The following is a 21,576-nucleotide window of genomic DNA, read 5'->3' on the forward strand; positions in this document are numbered from 1 at the left end:
CACTATGAGAAATCCGGGCTAGGGTGGCTATTCTTCACTGAGATTCCCAGTTGTGGGGCTGCAGTTGGAGGCTTGATCATTATGTCAGGGGCTCTGATCAATACCTTCTACAAGCGTTAGAGATCTTAAGAAGTTTGACAAATTCCCACCCCGGAACGGCTTTTTTGTCAACATTCTGAAGTTCTATCAGTGTCAAAGAAGCACTTTAGACAAATTCCCTAGAAAGCCGTGTTTATGGCATTGATAGCTAATTTGTCAAAAAAACAAACCTGAGTGTGCGTGCATGGGCACTACGTCGCTGACCGCACGGGCGTTCGGTCAGAACGACAATCCGGTGCAGGTGCTGCAACAGGCGCTGTGGCTGGTTGCCCCGGTGCTGATACTGGTGCTGGGCTGCGCGCTGATCGCCGTCCCGCTGTTACTGCCATTAATGGGTGGCAGTGCGGATATTCAGTCCGGGGCGCGGGAATACCTGCTGATCCGCCTGTGTGCGGCACCGGCTGTTCTCGGTCAGTACGTACTCACTGGCTGGTTTATTGGTCTGGGGCGCACGCGCATTCCGTTGATCGTTCTGACCGTCGCCAATCTGCTGAACGCCGTGCTGGATTACTTTTTTGTCTTCCATCTGCATATGACCAGCGACGGCGTGGCACTGGGCAGTGTTATGGCAGACTACTCCGGGCTTGCAGTCGCTCTCTGGTTTGCCCACCGCCAGGGGCTGATCACGCTGGGCAAAATGCCATCACTGACCCTGCTGAAGCCGATGCTGCGCATTAACCGCCATCTGTTTATCCGTACTCTGCTGCTGCTCGGGGTGTTTGCTTTCTTCACTGCTCAGGGCGCCCGCCAGGGCGAGCTGGTACTGGCCGCCAATGCCATGCTGATTTCCCTGCTGATGCTGATATCCAATGCACTGGATGGCTTCGCCCACGCTGCCGAAACCCTCACCGGGCAGAGTCTTGGACGAAAACAGTCTGACGATGTACTGCGCACCATCCGTCTGACCGGCATCAATATGCTGCTGATGGCACTGCTGCTGACCCTGGCGTTTGCGCTGTCCGGTTCTTATCTGTTCCGCCTGTTAACGGACAATCCCGACCTGCTGCCGGTGCTGAACAAGTACCGCTGGTTTCTGTTCTTCCTGCCACTAATGGGCATGCCCAGCTTCTGGCTGGACGGCATATTTATCGGTGCCCAGGCCACGGCGCAGATGCGCAATGCCATGATTCTGTCAGTGCTGCTGGTATTTATCCCGCTGTGGCTGGCAGGCCAGAGCCAGACACTGAATCTGGGCAACAGCGGCCTCTGGTTTGCCTTTTATGCCTTCATGCTAGCCCGCGCATTCTTTATGGGCGGCACTTTTCTGACATTGTTAAAGCGTCCGCAAAATTTTATGTAACAGAGATGGCCAGAGCGTCAATCTTTACTATACTTTCCATTGTCGACAGAAAGAATGTTTTTAAATATCTGATTTTAAAGGGATTTTTATAAAGTCCGCCGGATGCGGAAAAATTCCATCAAAGCAGTGCGGATGACTGGTTGATCTGCTTTACCCACAAAGATAACGTGGATCATTCGCACTGATGAAAGGAGGGCAGAGGCAAGGTTATGGCTGAGCAAATCATTGAGTTCAACATTCAGCAGGCTGCAGAAGAAGAAGCAGGCAGTGGCTGTCTGCGCAGCGTGCTGGCATCCCGCGCCGATCAGGTTGCGCGTATTGTTGATCTGCCGGAAGGCGAAGCAGAAGAGAAGCTGCTGGAGTTCGTGATCCGTTATATTGAAGACGCTCCAAAGATGCTGAACGACCTTGAAGATGCCGCGGAAGAAGCCGGCCTCGCCGACTTCGTTGAGCCCATCGTGCGCATTGCCCGCGAGTTTTTCACCATGCCACCGGCCGAGCTGCAGGATGCCTCCGGTCTGACGTCTCTGATGTACGAAGCCTATCTGGCGCACCGTATGCTGGAAGAGGTCAACGAAACTTACATTAACCAGATGGGCCAGCCGCTGACGCCGATGGATATGACGCTGTCCAATGTGATTATTCACACCCTGATTGGCGAACCCTTTGCCAACGATCTGGATGACATCACCACTGCTACTGTAAGCCGCCTGTTTGGCCGCGATAACCCGTACGGCAGCGCTGACTTCAAATCATTCATCAGTAAACAGAGTGCCAACAACCTGGTACATATCTGGCGCAAGTGGCCTTCCATGTCCGGCGAAATGGGCCTGCTGAGTAACCTGCTCTGAGCCCAGGCATAAGCACAATCAGACATTGAAATCAGGCCCGCCAATGCGGGCCTTTTCTGTTGTTGCCAATGCATTCGCTGCTCCGAACATGCCTGCGACATTTTGTCACCCCTGACTTTCTGCAACCCGGTCCGAATCCGCCAGTCTTACCCCAGGCAATACAGCACGCGGAGTGCACTTATGAAAAACCTTCTTCTTTCTGCCAGCATGACTCTGATGGTTATGCCGGGCATCAGCTACGCCGACTCGTACCGCATCGACAGCGAATCCGGTAATTCCTTTATCAGCTTCAAACTGCGGGAAGACGGTCACCGCTGGGTGGTCGGGCGTTTCAATCAGTTTGAAGGCGACCTGCAATGGGATGCCACGCAGCCGGAGAACACCGAGCTGAACATCGCCATCGATTCAACCACTGCCGATACCAACAGCCAGAAGCGCGATAAAACCCTGCGCGGTAAGAATGTATTCGACAGCAGCAACTTCCCGCACATCAGTTTTACCACCAGCGATTATCAGATGATCAACGATGAAAGCGGACGCATATCCGGCACTGTGACGCTGCACGGCGTCAGTAAAGATGTCAGCTTTCCGGTACAGCAGACCGGTATCGGTTTCACCAGCAACGGCCACCCCCTGCTGGATTTCCAGGGCATGACAGTGCTGCATCTGCGTGATTTCGGCATTCGCTATCAGGCTGGCAATGCCAGTGATGAGATTATGCTGGAGATGAATCTGGAAGGTGTATGGCAATCAAGCTGATGCCAGTTGGCGGCGCTTAAATAGCAACCGTCCGGCCAGTCCGGATACAAAAACGCCGCACGGATCAGTGCGGCGTTTTTGTTGGGCGTAAGTCCTGCCACGCGAATCAGTGCAGATCGTCTACCAGTGTCGCCGCCAGTTCTGCTGCCATCATGCTGCCGGCGGACTGTACCGCTTTCTGCAGGGCAACCTTCTTCAGCCCGGAGACACCTTTGGCCTGCTGGCTGAACGAACTGAGGGCACGGCCCTGATTGTCGACGATGGTGACCCGGCAATCGAGAAAGGCATAGTAATTACCGCTCTGCTGTTTGCTGGTCTGATCCGCTGTGATCTGAAACTCCAGATCATAACTGCCACCACTCTGAATCTTCATACCCTGATCGGTTAAGGCTTCGATCATTGGCCCGCGCATGGCTTCGCTGTCGCTGTCCTGTGCCACAACGGAGACTCTTAAGGCACCGATGCGATCATAAATATCGCGCTGCAGCGCACGCAGTTCCGCCGACATAACAGCACCCTGACGGTTCATACTGACCAGCGCCAGACGTTCGGATAAACGTTCCCGCTGGGCGAACAGTTTCACCGCCGGCAGTAATGGCGTCAGCTGCTGCAGTGGCTCGCCACCACGGGACTGGGCAGCGATGTCCATGATCTGCTCATCAATGCTGTCGACATCACGGCGCAGACGCGCCGCCGCCTGGCTGCGGTTCAGCTCCACCAGCACGTAAGCGTAGGTGCCATCCACATAACTGTCGGACTGAACCACTTCGTCCAGCTCAGCTTCCGGCACCTGACTGCGGGCATAGTTGGTTACGCTGCGCTGCACTTCGCTGGCACGTCCGGTCCCTGAGGTTTCCGTGGTAGAGCTGCTGAAATCACCGGTTACCGTGACTTTCAGCTGCGACACCAGATCCACCCGCGCCAGTTCCGCCGCACGTTTCACCGCGGCAGCCTGATCACCGTAGATTTCCATGGAACCGACGCCGTAAGCCATGCCGCTCTGCTGCGGTGGCTGGGTAATCCAGTCCGGGCGCATGGCCTGCTGTGCTTTATCCTGCACCGATGCCTTACTCTGTTGCGTGGCGCAGCCCGTCGTCAGACAGGCGCCCGCCACCAGCAACAGCACAGCGGAAAACTTATTCACGTGAGCTCCTTAAAATCCGAACTTGGATTTTTCCTGCAGCTTCTGGATTTTCTTCTGACCATTCCAGACTTCGATGTTGGATTCCATATCCACCAGTTTGAGGTCCACCTGGTAGAAGGTCACTCGGTCATTACCCACCTGATCAACGATGGAGTTGATGCTGCCGGACAGAGCGAAGTCGGCGGCTTTTTCCTGACCCATCTGCTTGGCGTCTTTGGCGTTCAGTTCCTGATCACGGCGCTCGTCACGGATGGCATCACGCTCGTCACCACCGGCAACAAAGCTGGCTTTGCCGGAACGGATAATGGCGCGCTTGATATCGTTCACGAAGGTATCAATGGCGATGTGCTCATGGGACTTGTTGGTGATGCGCGAAACGATCACAGTCGGCTTGCGGCTGTTGTCCATTTCAAACTCGCTGGCCCATGGGAAAGACAGAGCGTCGGTGATCATCTCGTTGGCCACCAGTTCCGAATCCTTGGCGTTCCAGCGGTCCGACAGCGCGACTTCTTCACCTTCCTGCAGACGGGTCACTTTGGTGCTGCAGGCGGAGGTGGCGACTACGGCCAGACCGAGCAGAGTACAGGCAGTCAGTTTGCTGAATTTATGCATAGTTTTGTCCTTTCGTTTTGGCCTTCAATGATTGACCTTCAGTTACTTACCCTGTGGTTTGACACCGTCAAAGGTGCGTACCCGCCACAGGTGAATATCCCCGGTCTGCAGATTCACCTGTTCACGGTGTACCTGCTGACCCCCGGTAGTTTTATCAGACACCAGTTCCAGCTGATGTTCACCCGGCTCCAGCGCCACCCGGCGCAGACGGATTTCGTTCGGCAGCAGCAACCAGTTGCGGGTTTCCGCCGCATCCGTCAATTGCATCAGCAGCTTACCGGCAAAGCTGAGTAATGCCTGGCCGCCGTCACCGCTGCTGCCATTACCCGAATTACCGGTCAGGGCATTGGTGGCGGTCTGGGCAGTCAGGGCTTTGAACGCGGCCCGCGCCAATGCGGCGCGGATATCTTCACCGGCATTCACCAGCTGCTCCTGCACCGCGATCATACCCGGGCTGGAGGCTTCCAATAATGGCAGTTTTTCATTACCGACCTGTAACTGCGACGGGCCTTCGTGCTGTGGCCGGCTGTAATAAGGCACTGTGACCCGCAGCGAGTTGCCAATGGCACTGATCAGACCGATGCTCTCCGCCTGACTCCACAGTGGCCCCAGCGGCACCGTCTTGGTAAAAAAGATTGGCTTAAAGGTAGCGCGGCTGACGTTGAGATAAGCGGTTACCAGTCCGTACAGGCTTTTATCGGCATAGAGCACGTAGAACCACGCCAGTTCATCACTGTCAGTGCCGATAAAATACGGGCTCAGCGACAGTGAGCGGATGTGCGGATTGACCGACATCTCGAGGTTCATTTCTTTACGCTGCGGGGCGATGCCTTTGTCTTCCAGCACAATCAGCTGGGCTTTGTCCGCGCCCCAGTCATCCAGCTCAGCGCGTTGTTTTTCGCTCAGTTTTTTCTCTGCCAGTGCACGCCATTCGTTATCGTAGCCACCAGCTCTGCGCATCATGCGCACCACATCGAACCAGGCCTGATCGGTGATCGATGAATCAAGAAAATACTGTTTGGCGTAACCACCTTCGTAAGCTTCGGCCGCTTTCTGATAACTGATGCGGGCGTCGTCGTATTCGCCGTTCATTTCAAAGCTGACACCCGCCATATAATGGGCCAGCGCGTCATCACGGTATTGCCAGTCGTCGGTATCGACGAAGTTGCCCAGCAACAGATTGAACACCTTCATGATTTTGCTGAAGGTGCGCTCGTCTTTGTCTTTCTTCTGCTGGTAATTGCCTTTGCGCGAATTGATATCGTTGAGCTTGATGATAATGCGCCGTGCTTCGACCCGCGCCGCCTCGAGATTATCCAGACGCTCATTGCGGGTAGTGGACTGCTCCGCCAGCGCCAGATAATTCAGGGATTTGTAGTAGTTGATCAGCACCCGCTCAAACTCTGCACCCGGGTATGGCCCCAGGCGCGGGTTAGTCATCAGTACCGCCAGCTCATCCCCGACACGACGGGTTTCGAGGTCTTCAGCGATACGCTCGGCACTTTCCAGAAGCTGATTGCTTTCGGCGTACTTACCTTCAAGGTAACGCACCATGCCCAGCTCAAGGTTATACAACAGGCGGTCGTTACCGGTCGGCGACAGGGCCTTCTCGATTTTAGCGGCGGACTCTTCGTATTTGCCCTGCTGTGCATCGACGATGGCACCGTTTACTCCGGCACCATAGGTAGCGCACCCGGCCAGAAACATCAGCGGTAAAGAGATCAGCAGTGCACGAAATAAATGCCTCATGGCAGGAGCGGTTCCTTGCTTCAGGTAAGGTCACTGAAAGGTCACTAAAGTCAGACTGGTAAGGCTAGTGGAAAGCAGCCGCCCGCACAATGCGCAGAGACATGAAGAATTCGTTTCACCAGCGCCGGCAATGCCCGGGCGATCCGGATTGGTTATCGGGGACTGGTTATCGGGGATTTGTATCAGGGTCTGTTAATGGGGAGCGGTTAACGGGAATCTGTTAACGAAGAGCCAGAAACGACTCAGGCCACGGGTATATCCATATACCGGTGGCCTGAGAATCGGGTGCTGTATTGAGTTTCAGTTTAATTACGGACGGTTATAAGTCCAATGGAGATTTGTTAAGTATTGTCACTGTCTTGGGGCGACAATCCAATGATCTTCAGCGGCTGCTCACCTTCATCGTAAATGGCCTTACCCTCAGGCGTGACGCGGGTTACCAGCTCTTCTGCGGCAGCATCTTCAGCCAGCTGCTCGGAGTAAGTCTGCTTGTATCCACAGGCAATACACTCACGCACTTCTTCCCCGGCGTCATCAGTGAACATGACGGTCTTGTCCATCTCACTGCATTTCGGGCACACCGCACCGGCGATAAAACGGCGCGGACGTTTCATTGGCTGATCGCTCATGCCACTTCCTCCACTTCAATACCTGAGTGGCGCAGCAGCGGTTCAACCGATGGTTTGCGGCCACGGAAATTCTCGAACAATACCGCCGCTTCCTGGGAACCACCTTTGCTGAGGATTTCGTTCAGGAAACTCTCGCCTGTGGTGCGGTTAAAGATGCCCTCTTCCTCAAAACGCGAGAAAGCATCCGCACTGAGCACTTCTGCCCATTTGTAGGAGTAGTAACCCGCGGCATAACCACCGGCAAAGATATGGGTAAAGCCGAGCTGGAAGCGGTTGAAGTCCACCGTTGGCACCACGGTCACTTTTGCCCGCACATCGTTCAGCAGGGCCTGCACATCGACGCGGTTAGTGTCGGAATATTCATTGTGCAGACGGAAATCAAACAGCGCGAATTCCAGCTGACGCATGGTGGCCATGGCGCTCTGGAAGTTCTTCGCCGCCAGCAGTTTATCCAGCAGCTCCTGTGGCAGGGGTTCACCGGTCTCAAAGTGACCAGACAGGAACGCCAGCGCTTCCGGCTCATAACACCAGTTTTCCATAAACTGACTTGGCAGCTCGACCGCATCCCAGGCAACGCCGTTAATACCGCTGACATCGGCGACATCAATCTGCGTCATCATATGGTGCAGACCGTGGCCAAATTCGTGGAACAGGGTGGTCATCTCATCATGGGTCAGCAGCGCAGGTTTATCACCCACCGCCGGGCTGAAGTTACACACCAGATAGGCCACCGGCAGCTGCACGCCATCGGCGGTACGGCGACGCACACGGCAGTCGTCCATCCACGCGCCGCCCCGTTTTTTCGCGCGGGCGTACAGATCCAGATAGAAAGCCGCAATCTGCTGGCCATCTTTGGTCACATGGAAGAAACGCGCATCCGGATGATAGGTATCAAATGTTTTCTGCTCTTCAAAACTGACGCCATACAGGCGCGAGACCACTTCGAACATACCTTTGATCACGGTATCCACCGGCAGGTATGGGCGGATATCTTCCTGCGAAATCGAGTAGCGCGCCTGACGCAGCTTCTCGCTGTAGAAAGTGACATCCCATGGCTTGAGTTCATCACAGCCGTTCTCTGCGGCAAACGCGGCTAATTCGGCAAACTCACGTTCCGCCTGAGGTTTGGCTTTGTCCGCCAGATCGTTGAGGAAACCCAGCACTTCATCCGGAGACTGCGCCATCTTGGTGGCCAGTGAATAGTCGGCGTACGATGGGAAGCCCAGCAGCTGCGCCAGTTCAAAGCGCAGTGCCAGAATCTCATTCATATTGGCAGTGTTGTCGAACTTACCTTCATCCGGGCCCAGCTCGGAAGCTCTGGTGACGTAGGCGGTGTACATTTCTTCGCGCAGCTCACGGTTTTCGCAGTAGCTCATCACCGGCATATAAGACGGGAAATCCAGCGTCAGCAGATAGCCCGGTTCATCTTTGGCTTTCGCCTGCTGCGCCAGCAGATCCATGGCGCTGTCCGGCAGCCTGGCCAGTGCGGACTTATCGGTAATCACTTTCTGCCAGGCGTTGGTGGCATCCAGTACGTTCTCGGCGAATTTGGAGGTCAGCTCGGACAGACGGCTGCGGATTTCACCGTAGCGTTTCTTTTTGTCTTCCGGCAGATCGACACCGGCCAGATGGAAATCACGCAGCGCGTTATCCACCGCTTTCTTCTGTGCCGTGCTCAGGGTGTCGTAGGCTGCGGAATCACGCAGTTTTTTCCACGCATCACACAGCTTTTTGTTCTGCCCCAGCTCAGTGCTGTACTGGCTCAGCAGCGGCAGGCAGGCATTGTAAGCATCGCGCAGTTCATCACTGTTGAGTACGCCATTCAGGTGGCCGACAGGAGACCAGGCCAGGGAAAGCTCATCGTCCCACTGCGACATCGGCGCGACAAAGTTATCCCAGGTCGGCTCAGATACCGTGTTCAGCAGCTCGTCGATGCGCTCACGGTTGCGCGTCAGCAGGGATTCGATGGCCGGCTTCACGTGTTCCGGTCTGATGGCAGAAAACGGGGGTAACAGATGGCTCTCTAACAGGGGATTCGCGGACATAGAAACTTTCCTGAACGTGTCGATGGCTGAAGGTGGATACAGTGTTCGCCGGTTAAGACAACGGCAACGGTGGCTATTCACCCAGAGATTGGGTCAAATAGTGAGAAATTCAATATCAGGGCCTGTTTACACTCACTAAACAGTTCTGGCGATGGCCGCTCAGCTGTTATGAATACCGGGCAGCTATGGCTAAAAAGCCCTCAGGCTGTGTTGCTGAACAGCTCGCTTAAGTCATTAAGCCACGTGTTCAGCGCCTTGCCTGAAGACTTTTTCACCGATACCAGAACTGTCCACTGAGTATAAACAAGCCCTCAGCGGAAATAACCACTATGTCAGATATAAGAAACTATCAGGGCCATAGCCCGAAACTGGGTGAAAGAGTATTCGTCGACCGCACCGCCGTGGTGATCGGCGATGTGGAGCTGGGCGACGACTGCTCCGTCTGGCCGCTAACCGTCATCCGCGGCGATATGCACCATGTACGCATCGGTGCCCGCACCAGTGTGCAGGACGGCAGCGTGCTGCATATTACCCACGCATCCGATTTTAACCCTGGCGGCTACCCGCTGATCATTGGCGAAGACGTAACCATAGGTCACCAGGCCATGCTGCACGGCTGCACCATTGGCAACCGCGTACTGATCGGCATGAAATCCATGGTGATGGATGGCGCTGTCATTGAAGACGAAGTGATCGTTGCCGCCGGTGCCGTTGTGCCTCCGGGCAAAGTACTGGAAAGCGGCTATGTCTACAAAGGTAACCCGGCACAACAGGCACGCCCGATTACCGACAAAGAACGTAAATTCTTCCCCTACACCGCAGGTAATTACGTCAAACTGAAGGATAAGCATCTGGCGGAAGGGTTTGATCAGCCGTTGTGATTGCGGGTAGACAAACCTGCTGCTGAGCCGGGCGGGCTGAGCTGTGTCATCAGCCCTCCCGGTCTGCGGAATACGCCAACTGACCCTGATCGCCGACACGCCCGCATGGGTAACCCGAAAAATACTAGCGCCTGCCGGCAGAAGGTCTTTTTGGCTGTCCGTCTTCTGCTGTTTTTACGTTAGTCTTGCGCGATCATCCCGTTGGCGACTCATCCAGTTACCTACGCATCCCGTTAACGACTGAGACCCGTTAAATAAGACCCATGACTAAGGACAGTCCAATGACCCACAGCCGTCTTCCGCTGGCCCCAGCGATGGTAAGCATCAGAGCAATGGTGTTAATAATCAGCGCCATGCTGCTCAGCGCATGCAGCAGTCACGCTCCACATAACGCCTGCTTCAACCAGACTTCCTGCAACCAGAACTCCTTTAACCAGCTATCAGCAGACAGTATTTATGTCCATGCTGAAAAACCCTATGCAGAAAAGGTGCAGGATCTCATTCAGCGCCTCGAGCAGGAATATCAGCCACCCGCGGGACTGATCGCTATTATCGTTGCCACCCGCTCATCTGAATCCGGCCTTTATCAGCTGCAGATGAAAACGCTGCAATCTGTGGATGCCGAGCAACAGCAACTGCTTTATGTCACAGCGGATGCTGAATCTGAGGATCGGGATCAGTATTTTGTCGGTATGAAAGATTCCGCCGCGCTACTGGGCGCCGCAGATTTCCGGATTCTGCTGATAACGGATGACGGCATCGCATGGTCAGCAACAGATGAAGTCGTATCGGCCCCACAGCTGTCTGCCATTTTGACGGCCATTCGCAGTAAATAAGCGCGGCGATCTGTCGGCAGGAGCGGAGGTTATTCCTCCGTTTCCTCTTCTTTGTATAGCTTCATTCCCCGCGCCTGATAATTTGTCAGCGCACTCGGGTGATCCAGAGTGCAGGTGTGCACCCACACTCTTTCTGTTCCCGCCCAGTTCCAGGCAGACTGAATGGCATGACTCAGTAACGGCCCGCCGAAACCACGGCCGATAAACCCCGGCGCCAGACCAAAATAGCGGATTTCAGTATTCCCGCCGTCCGACCGCTGCAGCTCGTAATAGCCAGCAATACTGCCGCGGTGATATGCCACCCAGGTGCGGTGATCGTCGCTCTCTACTGTGTTGCGCCACTGCTCATCGGTCCAGTTATCAAGATCGCCCCACTCCCAGTCGCTGCCAACCAGCTGGTACAGAAAGCGGTTAAACGCATGTTGTGGGACTTCGCTTTCCATCACCATCAGGTCATGGGGCAGCGGTTTGTATTGCAGCTCATCCGCTGACGTCATTTCCAGATAGTAGGTGGTGTAACGCATTGTTTTTATGCCCGTTAAATTGCCTGATTGCGCTGTGCAGATTGCAGTCATCGCCACAGCGCAAAGTTCTTCACAGATTCGTGATCTGAGTCGTACATTCTGACACATTTAACAGTTATCTTCCCTGTCGCTCAGATGCTCGCCCTCCCAGTAATGGGCGGCACCGCTGATCGGGTCTCCTGCCTGTCAGGTATTCGGGTTGTCCGCCCTCTCTGACTCCGGTAAGTTGAACTTCATCACATGTAATGATTTATCACATGTAAGGTATTTAACCTCTTACATGTGATGAGGTACTTTGATCCCATGAACCAACAATCGAAACCGAAATCTTCAGCTCATTATCAACGGGAATACCGTCGGCGCCTGCGCGAGCAGGGGCTGATCAAGAAGGAAGTATGGATTCTCCCGGAGAACGCCAGGCAGCTTGCCGAGTACGAAAAGCAGCTGCGTGGCCCTCATGGCGAGACCGATTCAACAGGAGTGATAAGTATGAACGAGACTATTAAGCGCTGGACCACTGACAGCCTCGCCGAAGCTTTGCAGAGTGCAGGACTCTTTGCAGACAAACAGGCGTCACTGGAACTGATTGATGGGGTTGATCCGGCCCTGCACATTGTGATGCATGAGTACGGTGATCTGCCGCTGTTTTTAACCGTGGCCGGTGATCAGATTATTGTTGAAGCCGTACTGTGGCCGGCAGCCGATGTGGCTGACGTACAGAAATTCAACGATGCGGTACTGCGCACTCATAAGTATCTGCCGTTATCGACCATCAGTCTGGATAACATCGACGGTGAAGATTACTACCACATGTTCGGCGCACTGAGTGCAACGTCCATTCTGGCCAACGTCATTTTCGAAATCGAAGTGCTGGCCAGCAATGTCATTCAGGCGACCGAAGCCTATGGCGAGTTTTTAACCCTTCCAATGGCGGCCAATTAAGGCAAGGAGACGCATATGAACATCTGGGCAAAAATGATGACCGCATTGCGCGGTGGGGTAAACGAAGCCGGTGAAGCCATTGTCGATTCTCAGGCACTGAGAATTCTCGACCAGGAAGTCCGTGATGCCGCCAGCGAGCTGAATCAGTCAAAAAATGCACTGGCTGAAATCATGGCGCGCCACAAACTGGCTGAGCAGAAATGCAAAACGCTGCAACAGCAGATTGAAGAGCATGAAGGCTACGCCCTGAAAGCGCTGGAAAAAGGCGATGAAGGTCTGGCCCGTGAAGTGGCGGAAAAAATCGCCGGCTTCGAATCCCTGCTCAGCACAGAGCAGGAAGCAGAAACCGGTTATTCCGCCAGCGTGGCAAAACTGAAAACCGCCATTATGCAGACTGAAGCCAATATCAAACGATTGAAACAACAGGTGGATACCGTTAAGGCAACAGAAAACGTACAGCGCGCTCAGGCAGCGGTCGCTGCGCGTCACAGTGGCTCCAGTTCAAAACTGCATACCGCGATGGAATCGCTGGAACGCATTAAAGAAAAACAGGCCCTGCGTGACGCGCAGATGACAGCCGCCAGCGAACTGGCAGAAGAATCACAGGACGTCTCCCTGCAAACCAAACTGGAACAGGCCGGTATAGCAATAAAGGGGAGCAGTACCGACGACATTCTGCAACGGATTAAAAGCAAAAAGCAGTGATCGCACTCTGATCACCGATAAATGCCGGTAATGCGCAGGCCGGCCTGAGAATACTGCACAGGGAGTAAAGGAATGTTTTTTATCTTTTTAACCGACGGAATGAATCCGTTCTACCAGAACATTGCTTCATTCCCGACGGCCATCTACACCTTTCTGCTCGCAATCTGCGTGCTGTATTGGCTGGTCGCAGTATTGGGCTGGATCGATATCGATGTACTGGATTTCGATCCGCCTGAGGCTGAAGGCAACCTGGATATTAATACCAGTCACAATCACAGCACCGCAGATGCGCTGGCCGGCCTGATGCTCAGGTTTGGCTTAACCGGCGTGCCGGTTACCGTGATTGTCAGTCTGATATCCCTGTTCGGCTGGCTGATCTGCTATTACCTGGTGCACTTTCTGTTCGCGTTTATTCCGCATGGATTATTGCACTGGCTGGCAGGCGTTCCGATATTTTTTGCAGCACTTTATGGCGCGGTATTAATTACCGCCCAGGTGATCAAACCACTGCGTTCTTTTTTTCAGAAAACCGAGCAGAACACTCAGAAGCGGGTGCTCGGTCAAACCGCTGTCGTGCGCACCTCACGGGTAGATGAAAACTTTGGCGAGGCCACACTGGCGGATGGCGGTGCTGGCCTGATTCTGAAAGTCAGAGCTTCTGCGGGAGAAAGTTTTGCCCATGGAGATCGCGTCGTACTGCTGGAATACCTGCCGGATGACAACGCCTACCGGGTGATATCAGAAGCAGATTTCAGTAGCTGAATACTGACAGACGAATGAGCGGCGACAATTGTCCCCGCAGAAGGATTTAGTTAAACCACACAGGCTGCAGTGCAGCCATAACGGCCTGGTTAAGTTAACAGGCCAACATGCAAACAGGAAATGGAGTACCAGGACATGGCAGATTTGTCTGTGTTAATGCCTATTGTTACCGGAATAGGCATCGTCTTTATCATTCTTATGGGGCTGGCAGCGCTGTTCAAAGCCTTTTATTACAAGGTGGATCAGGGCACCGCGCTGATCGTCAACGACATGAGCGCCACACCGAAAGTGCATTTTACCGGTGCACTGGTGTACCCGATCATTTACAAAAAAGAATTGATGAAAATCTCGCTGATCACACTGGAAGTGGATCGCCGGGCTAAAGATGGTCTGATCTGTGCAGACAACATGCGTGCAGACATTACCGTTGCATTCTATCTGCGTGTAAATGAAACCGCGGAAGACGTACTGAAAGTTGCCAAGTCGATTGGTGCCAGCCGTGCCTCTGATAAAGATGCGGTTAACGAACTCTTCAATGCGAAATTTTCAGAAGCACTGAAAACCGTTGGTAAACAGATCGACTTCGTATCGCTGTTTGAAAACCGTCAGAAATTCCGTGACAAAATTATCGAAGTCATAGGTAACGATCTGAACGGCTACATCCTTGAAGACGTTGCGATTGACTACCTTGAGCAGACGCCGAAATCGTCCCTGGATCCGAACAATATTCTTGACGCTGAAGGTATCAAAAAGATCACTCAGCTGACCGCGACCCAGAATGTAATTACCAACAATCTGGAACGTGACGAAGAACTGGCAATCAAGAAAAAGAACGTCGAAACCGTTGAAGCCATGCTCGAACTTGAGCGTCAGCAGTCCGATGCAGAAGCACGTCAGGGACGCGAAATTGCCACCATCCGTGCGCGTGAAGAAGCTGAGACCATCAAGGTTCAGGAAGAAGAACGCCGCAAAGCGGAAGAAACCACCATTTCCGTTGAGAAAGACCTGGCCGTACAGCGTGAAAATCAGCAACGTGAAATCGAAGTTGCCGAGCAGAATCGTCAGCGTGCTGTGGTTATCGAAATTGAGAAAGTTACCCGTGCCCGCGATCTTGAAATCGTTGCCCGTGAACGTGAAGTAGAAATTCAGAAAATCGAAGCTGAAAAAGCCATCGAAGTTGAACGCAAAGAAATCGCCAACGTGGTGCGTGAACGTGTTGCTGTGGATAAAACCGTGGCCATCGAAGAAGAGCGCATCAAAGAGGTTCGCGAAGTATCCGAAGCGGATCGCCTGAAACAGACTCAGGTACTGGCTGCAGAAGCCACGGCCGAAGAAGAGAAAGTGAAACAGGTGAAAGAAGCCGAAGCCAAAGAACTGGCGGCGAAACACAAAGCCGTTGAAATCACCACCATGGCTCAGGCAGAACTGGAAGCGGCTGCGAAAGAAGCCGACGCCAAGAAAAAACTGGCGGAAGGTACTCAGGCTGAACAGGCTGCCCGCGGTCTGGCTGAAGCGAAAGTACAGTCTGCTAAAGCAGAAGCTTACGAGAAAGAAGGTCTGGCTGAAGCCAGCGTAATCAAAGCCAAAGGTGATGCACAGGCCGACGCCCTGCTGGGTACCGGTAAAGCAGAAGCTGAAGTTGTGGCGGCGAAAGGTAATGCAGAAGCTGAGTCTGCCCGTGAAATCGGTATGGCCCAGGCTGCGGTTACCCGTGAGCAGTTTAAAGCCGAGGCCGATGGCCTGGTTGATAAGTTCAACGCCATGAACAACATGAGCGATGAAGCACGTTCCCACGAAGAATTCCGTATGGGTCTGGAAACTGCACTGAAAGAAGCGCTGGCCTCTATCGATGCAGGCAAAGATATTGCCCGTGAAAATGCCGAAGTTCTGGCCGTGGCTCTGCAGAAAGCGAAAATCGATATCGTTGGCGGTGAAGACCACTTCTTCGATAACTTCGCCAAGTCTCTGTCCATCGGTAAAGCCGTTGATGGTCTGGCCGGTAAGAGCTCTACCATTCAGGCCCTGCTCGGCAAAGTGATGCAGGCCTCCACTGTGAAAGAAGCAGCGAAGGACGTTGCCAACAACGCACAGCACTGATCGGTAAAACGAAAGTGTAAAACGCTGATGTAGAAAGAAGGTGTGAAGCGGCAGCCCGGCTGACGGGCTGCTGCACTTCCGCTAGCAGTTTAGCCGGTAAAAACAAACACACCGATACGCAGGATTATCGATCACTGCCCGGGACCAGCAGTACGGAAAAGGACAACGCAATGGCAGAGCAAAAACAACCTGAAGACGTCATCGACAGCGCCGTCGCTCAGGGCGGCGCTTATGAGATTATTAAAAAGCGTCTGCAGGATCAGGGAAAACAGCTGGAACAAAGTCTTGATCAGCTGAATAAATCCCGTACCGAAGAATTTGGTCAGTCCGATATGAAAGTCGTTGGCCGCATCCGGGTTCGTACCGAAAATAACTGTATCGCCCGCGATATGGTTCAGGTCGGGCAGCATTTATTATTTGGTTACAACGTCTTTATCGGCCTGAAAAAGGAAACTCAGGTTGAAGATGTCTTTGCCCTGTTTTCACTGCAGGAAAATGATGGTCAGTTTGAAGCCGTTGAAGTACCTGCAGCCGGCACATTCTTGTCTGAGCCTGCCTTTGTTAATGACTTTGACGAACTGTACCGTTACTACAAACACACCCGCCTGGTTGAACTGACGGTTAAGAAAGGTCAGCTGCTGGCTGGTTTCCAGATCGGTGAACGGCTGGAAGATCTGCGTGTGTTCCGCTGGTCAGTATCCGCTGACGGCAAAAATATTACCTACATTGATAATCGTGGTGAGCGCGATATTCAGTTACCGCCGGCCTTCGATTTTGAATGGACCGAATCTACCCGGGATGATGCCGTTAATGGCCGTCATCCACATATTAATATTCTCGATACTGTCTTTGTTGAAACCGTGGGTGGTGACCTCACCATCAAAATCGAAAACAACACCCAGGATGGTCTCGGCATTTATCAGGAACCGGTAGAAGACAAAACTCAGTCTCTCGGTGATGCCAGCATTTCCTATGCCGCCGTTGGCAGCCTGATTCTGCTAAAAGTAAAACCTTACCGTGAAGAACTGTGGCGCCATTTTATTTACAACACAGTAACCGAAACCGTTGTCCGTGTTGACGCCATCGGTGAATCCTGCGTTCAGTTGCCGGAAGATCACGGCGTTATTTTTCCCGGCGGCTACTATCTGACCACAGGTGAGTTCAAGCAGTTTGACGGCAACACCGAAGGCATGCGGGTGAAGCGTAAAGTCCGTTCCCCGAACGGTGAAGATATGCTGTATATCTTCTACCAGCCGGTGAGCGGCGAAGTCTGCCTGCTGGCCTACAACCTGATTGAAAAAAGTCTGCAGAACCCGGTGTTCGGTCACGGCTACGCGCTGGCCGACAGTGGCCAGCTGGTGATTTTTTCCGCGGAAAACGAACCCACCCGGGTACACCCGATGCAGATCTGGGAAACCCCTTACCAGAGCGCTGAATTTGTCAGCCGTGCACCGGCCAGCCAGACATTTTTTGGCCGCATCGGTAATGCTGAACTGGTGCGCGGTATTTCCGATCTGTACAGCGTCATCCGTCTGGTTAATAACCAGAGCGTATCTGCACGTTTATATGAAGAGCTGAGCAAAGCAGCCAATAAGATCTTCGACGATCACTATTGGGTGAGCGAAACCGAAGTTGCCGATATTGCCGCACTGCTGAAGGAAATCGCTGGTACGTCAGAACTGGTGATTGATGAATTTGAAAAAGTTCAGAGCATCCGCCAGCAGTCCGCCAGTGTGATGCGTGAAACCGAGGAAGAACAAAAAGCATTGGTTCAGTCGGTTCAGACTGAAAGCTGGGACAGCACTGAGCAGTACGTTACGGCGCTGGCTCAGGTACGTCGTCAGCGCGGTAAATTAATGACCGTGCGCGATCTGCGTTATATCGATCTGAACAGAATTGACGAGCTTGATGGCGAATTGCAGAAAGTCGAAGCGACGCTGAGCGAGCGCACGGTTGCCTTTCTGTCAGACGAACAGGCGCTGGAGCCTTACCAGCAGAAAATCGACAGCATTAATCAGGAAGTGGAAAAGGCGGAATCCATTGCCACCCTGACGCCGGTTATTGAAACCATAGATAACACCGCCGAAGGCATGGACCTGCTGTCCGAGCTTATGGGTACGTTACAGGTGGATGATGCCACCGTGCGTACCCGTATTATTGATGCTATTTCTCAGGTTTATGCCCAGCTTAACCAAAGTAAAGCCAGAGCCAGACAGAAACAGAAATCCCTTGGTTCCGCTGAAGCCGTGGCGCAGTTCAGTGCCCAGTTCAAACTCTTTACCCAGAGTATTGCTAACGCTCTGGGTATGTCGACCACACCGGAAAAGTGTGACGAACAATTATCCCGCCTGTTAGTGCAGCTGGAAGAACTGGAAAGCCAGTTCAGTGAGTACGACCAGTTCCTCGCTGACATCATGGAAAAGCGCGAAGAACTGTACGAGTCCTTCGAAAGCCATAAGCAACAGCTGGTTGATGAAATTCAGCGTAAAGCTCAGTCGGTTGCCGATGCCGCTGCACGTATTCTGGGCAGTATTGAAAAACGCTCGCTGAAGTTTACCGAACAGAATGAGCTGAATACTTACTTTGCCTCCGACGCCCTGGTCATGAAAATCCGTGAACAGGTCACTCAGTTACGGGGGCTGGATGCATCCGTTAAAGCCGATGATATTGAATCGCGCCTGAAGGCAATTAAAGAGCAGGCACTGCGTTCATTGCGGGATAAATCCGATATTTATGAAGATGGTGGTAACGTCATCAAACTCGGACCGCGGCATAAATTTTCGGTCAATACTCAGGAACTGGACCTGACCATTATTCCACGCAATGACGTGCTGAATGTGCATCTGTCCGGTACCAATTATTTTGAGCCGATTGCCGATCCTGAGCTGCTGGATTTACGTGCTTACTGGAGCATGAATCTGGAATCCGAAACACCTGAGGTTTACCGCGGTGAATATCTCGCCACCCTGATTCTCGACAGCGCCCGGCAGAATCAGAACGGCCTGAGCATGGATCAGTTACGCACCGCGCTGTTAACAGACGATCTGGACAGCATAGTGCGTAATTTCGCCGGCCCGAGATATAAAGAAGGCTATGAAAAAGGTATTCACGATCACGATGCCACTCTCCTGTTACGTGCGCTGATTCCGGCGCTCGACAGTATTGATTTACTGCGCTTTGATCCGTTAAGCCGTGCTCTGGCACAGGTGTTCTGGGCCAACATAAAAGGCCTGGCCCGTGATTCACAAAGCGTACTGAGGTTACTGGAAGACAAAGCCGATGAAGAGCTGCAGGCGGAAGAAAAACAGGCTGAACTGAGTGTCAGCACCTGGCCTGAACGTGCGCAGTCGGCAGCACAGATGGAATCCGTATTCCGCAGCAATGAAGCAGTCGAACTGCTGGCGGCAGAAGTACGGGCATCGCTGCAGCAATTTATTGAACAGCATCCGATTGCTGTCTCCGCTCTGGATATCCGCCGTGCAGCAGATTATCTGGTAGCAGAGCTGGGCCGTGACAGTATTGAATTTATTGGCAGTAAATATGCCCAGCGTCTGGTGGAAGAATTAAAACGTTCCATGGACGACGAAACCTGGCGCCGCTATCAGATGGCGCTGGAAAAAATGCTGGGCTGGCCGGCAGAACGCTGGAACCTGACAACCGCCTGGCTGCAGGCACTGGTAAAAGAAAAAGATCTGCAGTCACTGGCACGCTATATCCCGGAAGCTGTGGCATTAATTAATGCCAGTGAAAGACTCGATCGCCGCTTTACCGAAACCGATCTGGAACTCTCTGTAGAAGGTCTGATGGGCGATCACCCGCTGATTCAGCAACAGACGCTGAGCTTTGGCGTGGATGCCTTCCTGTTGAAAATGGAACGTCACCGTCAGGAAGTGGTGCCGGCTTATCAGCGTTATCTGCAGGTACGTCAGAACGTGACCGAACGAGAGCGTAAGGCGCTGCGTCTGATCGAATTCAAACCACGGCCACTCAGTTCGTTTGTCCGCAACCGCTTAATTAACGAAAGTTATCTGCCGTTAATTGGCGATAACCTGGCGAAACAAATGGGCACAGTTGGCGAGAATAAACGCGCCGACCTTATGGGTCTGCTGATGATGATCTCGCCACCGGGTTACGGTAAAACCACATTAATGGAATACGTTGCCAGCCGTCTCGGGTTAATCTTTATGAAGATTAACTGTCCGTCTCTGGGCCATGAAGTCACCTCGCTGGACCCGCAGCAGGCACCGGATGCGACATCCCGTAAAGAACTGGAAAAACTGAACCTCGGTCTGGAAATGGGCAATAACGTCATGCTCTATCTGGACGATATTCAGCACACTAATCCCGAATTTCTGCAGAAGTTTATTTCTCTGTGTGATGGTACCCGCCGCATTGACGGCGTGTGGAAAGGCGAAACCAAAACCTACGATATGCGTGGCCGTAAGTTCTGCGTGGTTATGGCGGGTAACCCCTACACAGAATCCGGCGAGGCATTCAAAATTCCGGACATGCTGGCCAACCGTGCCGATATTTATAACCTCGGCGATATCCTCGGCGGCATGGAAGAACAGTTCGCCCTGAGTTATATCGAAAACGCCCTCACCTCTAACCAGGTATTGGCACCGCTGGCGGTACGTGATCTTAACGATCTGTACAAACTGGTGGATATGGCCAAAGGGCGTGAAGTGGCAACCACCGATTTATCTTACCAATACAGTGGCGCGGAAATTAATGAAATTACCAGCGTGTTGAAAAAAATGATGGTGGTACAGGATGTGGTGCTGAAGATTAATCAGCAATACATTGCATCGGCAGCTCAGGACGATAAATACCGTACCGAACCGACCTTCAAGTTGCAGGGCAGTTACCGTAACATGAACAAGATGACGGAAAAAATTTCCGCGGTGATGAACACAGACGAGCTGATGCAGATGATCCAGGATCACTACCTTGGTGAATCTCAGCTGTTAACCACAGGAGCAGAAGGTAACCTGCTGAAACTGGCGGAACTGCGCGGCAATATGACCGCTGAACAGCAACATCGCTGGGAAGCGATTAAAGCGGACTTCCTGCGCAACAAAGCCATGGGCGGTGACGATGCCGATACCGGCGCCCGCGTTGTTGCGCAACTGGCTGATCTGGTGTCCGGCGTGCAGGCCGGCGTTGAAACATTAACGATAAATGCGACAAACGCCAGTCAGCAATCCGGTGCAAATCAGACGCTTATGGCAGATACCATTAATCGTGGATTACAGCAGTTCGCCGCCGCCATGGAAAATCTTAAGCCACAGGTAAATGTGATCAACGAGCCTGTCCCCGGCGTGGATAAAATTCTGCGGGCACTGGCCGACACTCTTGAGCACAGTATCGTGCCACTGGTGCGCAGCATGGATAAAAAGATCGATATCGATCTGCGTACCCACGATAAAATGCGTGATATTTCCGAGCAGTTGCGCAAACTCAGTACAGAAGTTGGCAAACCGCAGAAAAAGCCTGCCCTGCAGGCACAGGAAAAAACGCTGAACCAGCAGAACAAAGCGCCTGACTCTGTACCAGCACCTGAACAATCGCCAACACCCGGAGATTCTCCCAGGCGGGATAAATAACGAACGGAAGACTGACTTCCATTCCCATAGTCCGT

General features: G+C 53.0%; 16 protein-coding genes. 10 read left to right on the top strand and 6 right to left on the bottom strand.

What is annotated here, in order from left to right; translation table 11 throughout:
* Positions 1-283 precede the first annotated feature (283 nt).
* The 3 genes from B2Z72_RS17005 to B2Z72_RS17015 all read left to right on the top strand — a co-directional run bounded on the left by B2Z72_RS17005 (position 284) and on the right by B2Z72_RS17015 (position 3,009).
* Positions 284-1,399, top strand: coding sequence for an MATE family efflux transporter (locus B2Z72_RS17005; protein ID WP_296981718.1), 1,116 nt, complete (start codon positions 284-286; stop codon positions 1,397-1,399).
* 209 nt (positions 1,400-1,608) lie between these two features.
* Positions 1,609-2,250 carry a hypothetical protein gene (locus B2Z72_RS17010; protein WP_296981716.1) on the top strand — a complete coding sequence of 214 codons (642 nt, stop codon included), beginning with the start codon at positions 1,609-1,611 and terminating at the stop codon, positions 2,248-2,250.
* A 180-nt stretch (positions 2,251-2,430) separates the two neighbouring features.
* Complete coding sequence (locus tag B2Z72_RS17015; RefSeq protein WP_296981714.1) at positions 2,431-3,009, top strand: YceI family protein; 579 nt, start codon at positions 2,431-2,433, stop codon at positions 3,007-3,009.
* Positions 3,010-3,115: 106 nt separating this feature from the next.
* Here B2Z72_RS17015 and B2Z72_RS17020 read toward each other — a convergent pair whose 3' ends face one another.
* The 5 genes from B2Z72_RS17020 to prlC form a co-directional block, all read right to left on the bottom strand.
* The gene (locus B2Z72_RS17020) at positions 3,116-4,153 is read right to left on the bottom strand and encodes an LPP20 family lipoprotein (protein WP_296981712.1); all 1,038 of its coding nucleotides are present in this window, start codon (positions 4,151-4,153) and stop codon (positions 3,116-3,118) included.
* A gap of 9 nt (positions 4,154-4,162) precedes the next feature.
* Positions 4,163-4,765 (bottom strand): penicillin-binding protein activator LpoB, encoded by a 603-nt coding sequence (locus B2Z72_RS17025; RefSeq protein WP_296981709.1) that lies wholly within the window; start codon positions 4,763-4,765, stop codon positions 4,163-4,165.
* Positions 4,766-4,807: 42 nt separating this feature from the next.
* Positions 4,808-6,514 carry a hypothetical protein gene (locus tag B2Z72_RS17030; protein WP_297005369.1) on the bottom strand — a complete coding sequence of 569 codons (1,707 nt, stop codon included), beginning with the start codon at positions 6,512-6,514 and terminating at the stop codon, positions 4,808-4,810.
* A 341-nt stretch (positions 6,515-6,855) separates the two neighbouring features.
* The gene (locus B2Z72_RS17035) at positions 6,856-7,143 is read right to left on the bottom strand and encodes a YheV family putative zinc ribbon protein (RefSeq protein ID WP_296981706.1); all 288 of its coding nucleotides are present in this window, start codon (positions 7,141-7,143) and stop codon (positions 6,856-6,858) included.
* Positions 7,140-9,188: an oligopeptidase A gene (gene prlC, locus B2Z72_RS17040; protein ID WP_296981704.1), complete on the bottom strand. Its 2,049-nt coding sequence runs from the start codon at positions 9,186-9,188 to the stop codon at positions 7,140-7,142. The genes B2Z72_RS17035 and prlC overlap by 4 nt, the downstream gene beginning before the upstream one ends.
* 329 nt (positions 9,189-9,517) lie before the next feature.
* On the opposite strand from prlC, the gene B2Z72_RS17045 reads away from it, so the two are divergent.
* Positions 9,518-10,069 (top strand): gamma carbonic anhydrase family protein, encoded by a 552-nt coding sequence (locus tag B2Z72_RS17045; RefSeq protein ID WP_296981703.1) that lies wholly within the window; start codon positions 9,518-9,520, stop codon positions 10,067-10,069.
* A 281-nt stretch (positions 10,070-10,350) separates the two neighbouring features.
* Positions 10,351-10,905, top strand: coding sequence for a hypothetical protein (locus B2Z72_RS17050; RefSeq protein ID WP_297005376.1), 555 nt, complete (start codon positions 10,351-10,353; stop codon positions 10,903-10,905).
* A gap of 29 nt (positions 10,906-10,934) precedes the next feature.
* Here the strand turns inward: B2Z72_RS17050 and B2Z72_RS17055 are convergent, their stop codons facing one another.
* On the bottom strand, positions 10,935-11,429 hold the full coding sequence (locus B2Z72_RS17055) for a GNAT family N-acetyltransferase (RefSeq protein WP_296981700.1): 495 nt from the start codon (positions 11,427-11,429) through the stop codon (positions 10,935-10,937).
* A gap of 489 nt (positions 11,430-11,918) precedes the next feature.
* Here B2Z72_RS17055 and B2Z72_RS17060 point away from each other — a divergent pair, with 489 nt between their 5' ends.
* The 5 genes from B2Z72_RS17060 (at position 11,919) to B2Z72_RS17080 (ending at position 21,541) form a co-directional block, all read left to right on the top strand.
* Entirely contained in the window at positions 11,919-12,371 is a 453-nt protein-coding gene (locus B2Z72_RS17060; RefSeq protein ID WP_296981698.1) for a YjfI family protein, read from the top strand.
* Positions 12,372-12,386: 15 nt separating this feature from the next.
* On the top strand, positions 12,387-13,076 hold the full coding sequence (locus tag B2Z72_RS17065; protein WP_296981697.1) for a PspA/IM30 family protein: 690 nt from the start codon (positions 12,387-12,389) through the stop codon (positions 13,074-13,076).
* 72 nt (positions 13,077-13,148) lie between these two features.
* A complete protein-coding gene (locus tag B2Z72_RS17070; protein ID WP_296981695.1) occupies positions 13,149-13,838 on the top strand; it encodes an OB-fold-containig protein in 690 nt (229 codons plus the stop codon).
* A 135-nt stretch (positions 13,839-13,973) separates the two neighbouring features.
* Positions 13,974-15,935 (top strand): hypothetical protein, encoded by a 1,962-nt coding sequence (locus tag B2Z72_RS17075; protein ID WP_296981693.1) that lies wholly within the window; start codon positions 13,974-13,976, stop codon positions 15,933-15,935.
* 170 nt (positions 15,936-16,105) lie between these two features.
* On the top strand, positions 16,106-21,541 hold the full coding sequence (locus tag B2Z72_RS17080; RefSeq protein ID WP_296981691.1) for a DNA repair ATPase: 5,436 nt from the start codon (positions 16,106-16,108) through the stop codon (positions 21,539-21,541).
* Positions 21,542-21,576 lie beyond the last annotated feature (35 nt).

Source organism: Thalassolituus sp. UBA6592, from assembly GCF_002433655.1.
Classification (GTDB): Bacteria; Pseudomonadota; Gammaproteobacteria; order Pseudomonadales; family Oceanobacteraceae; genus Venatoribacter.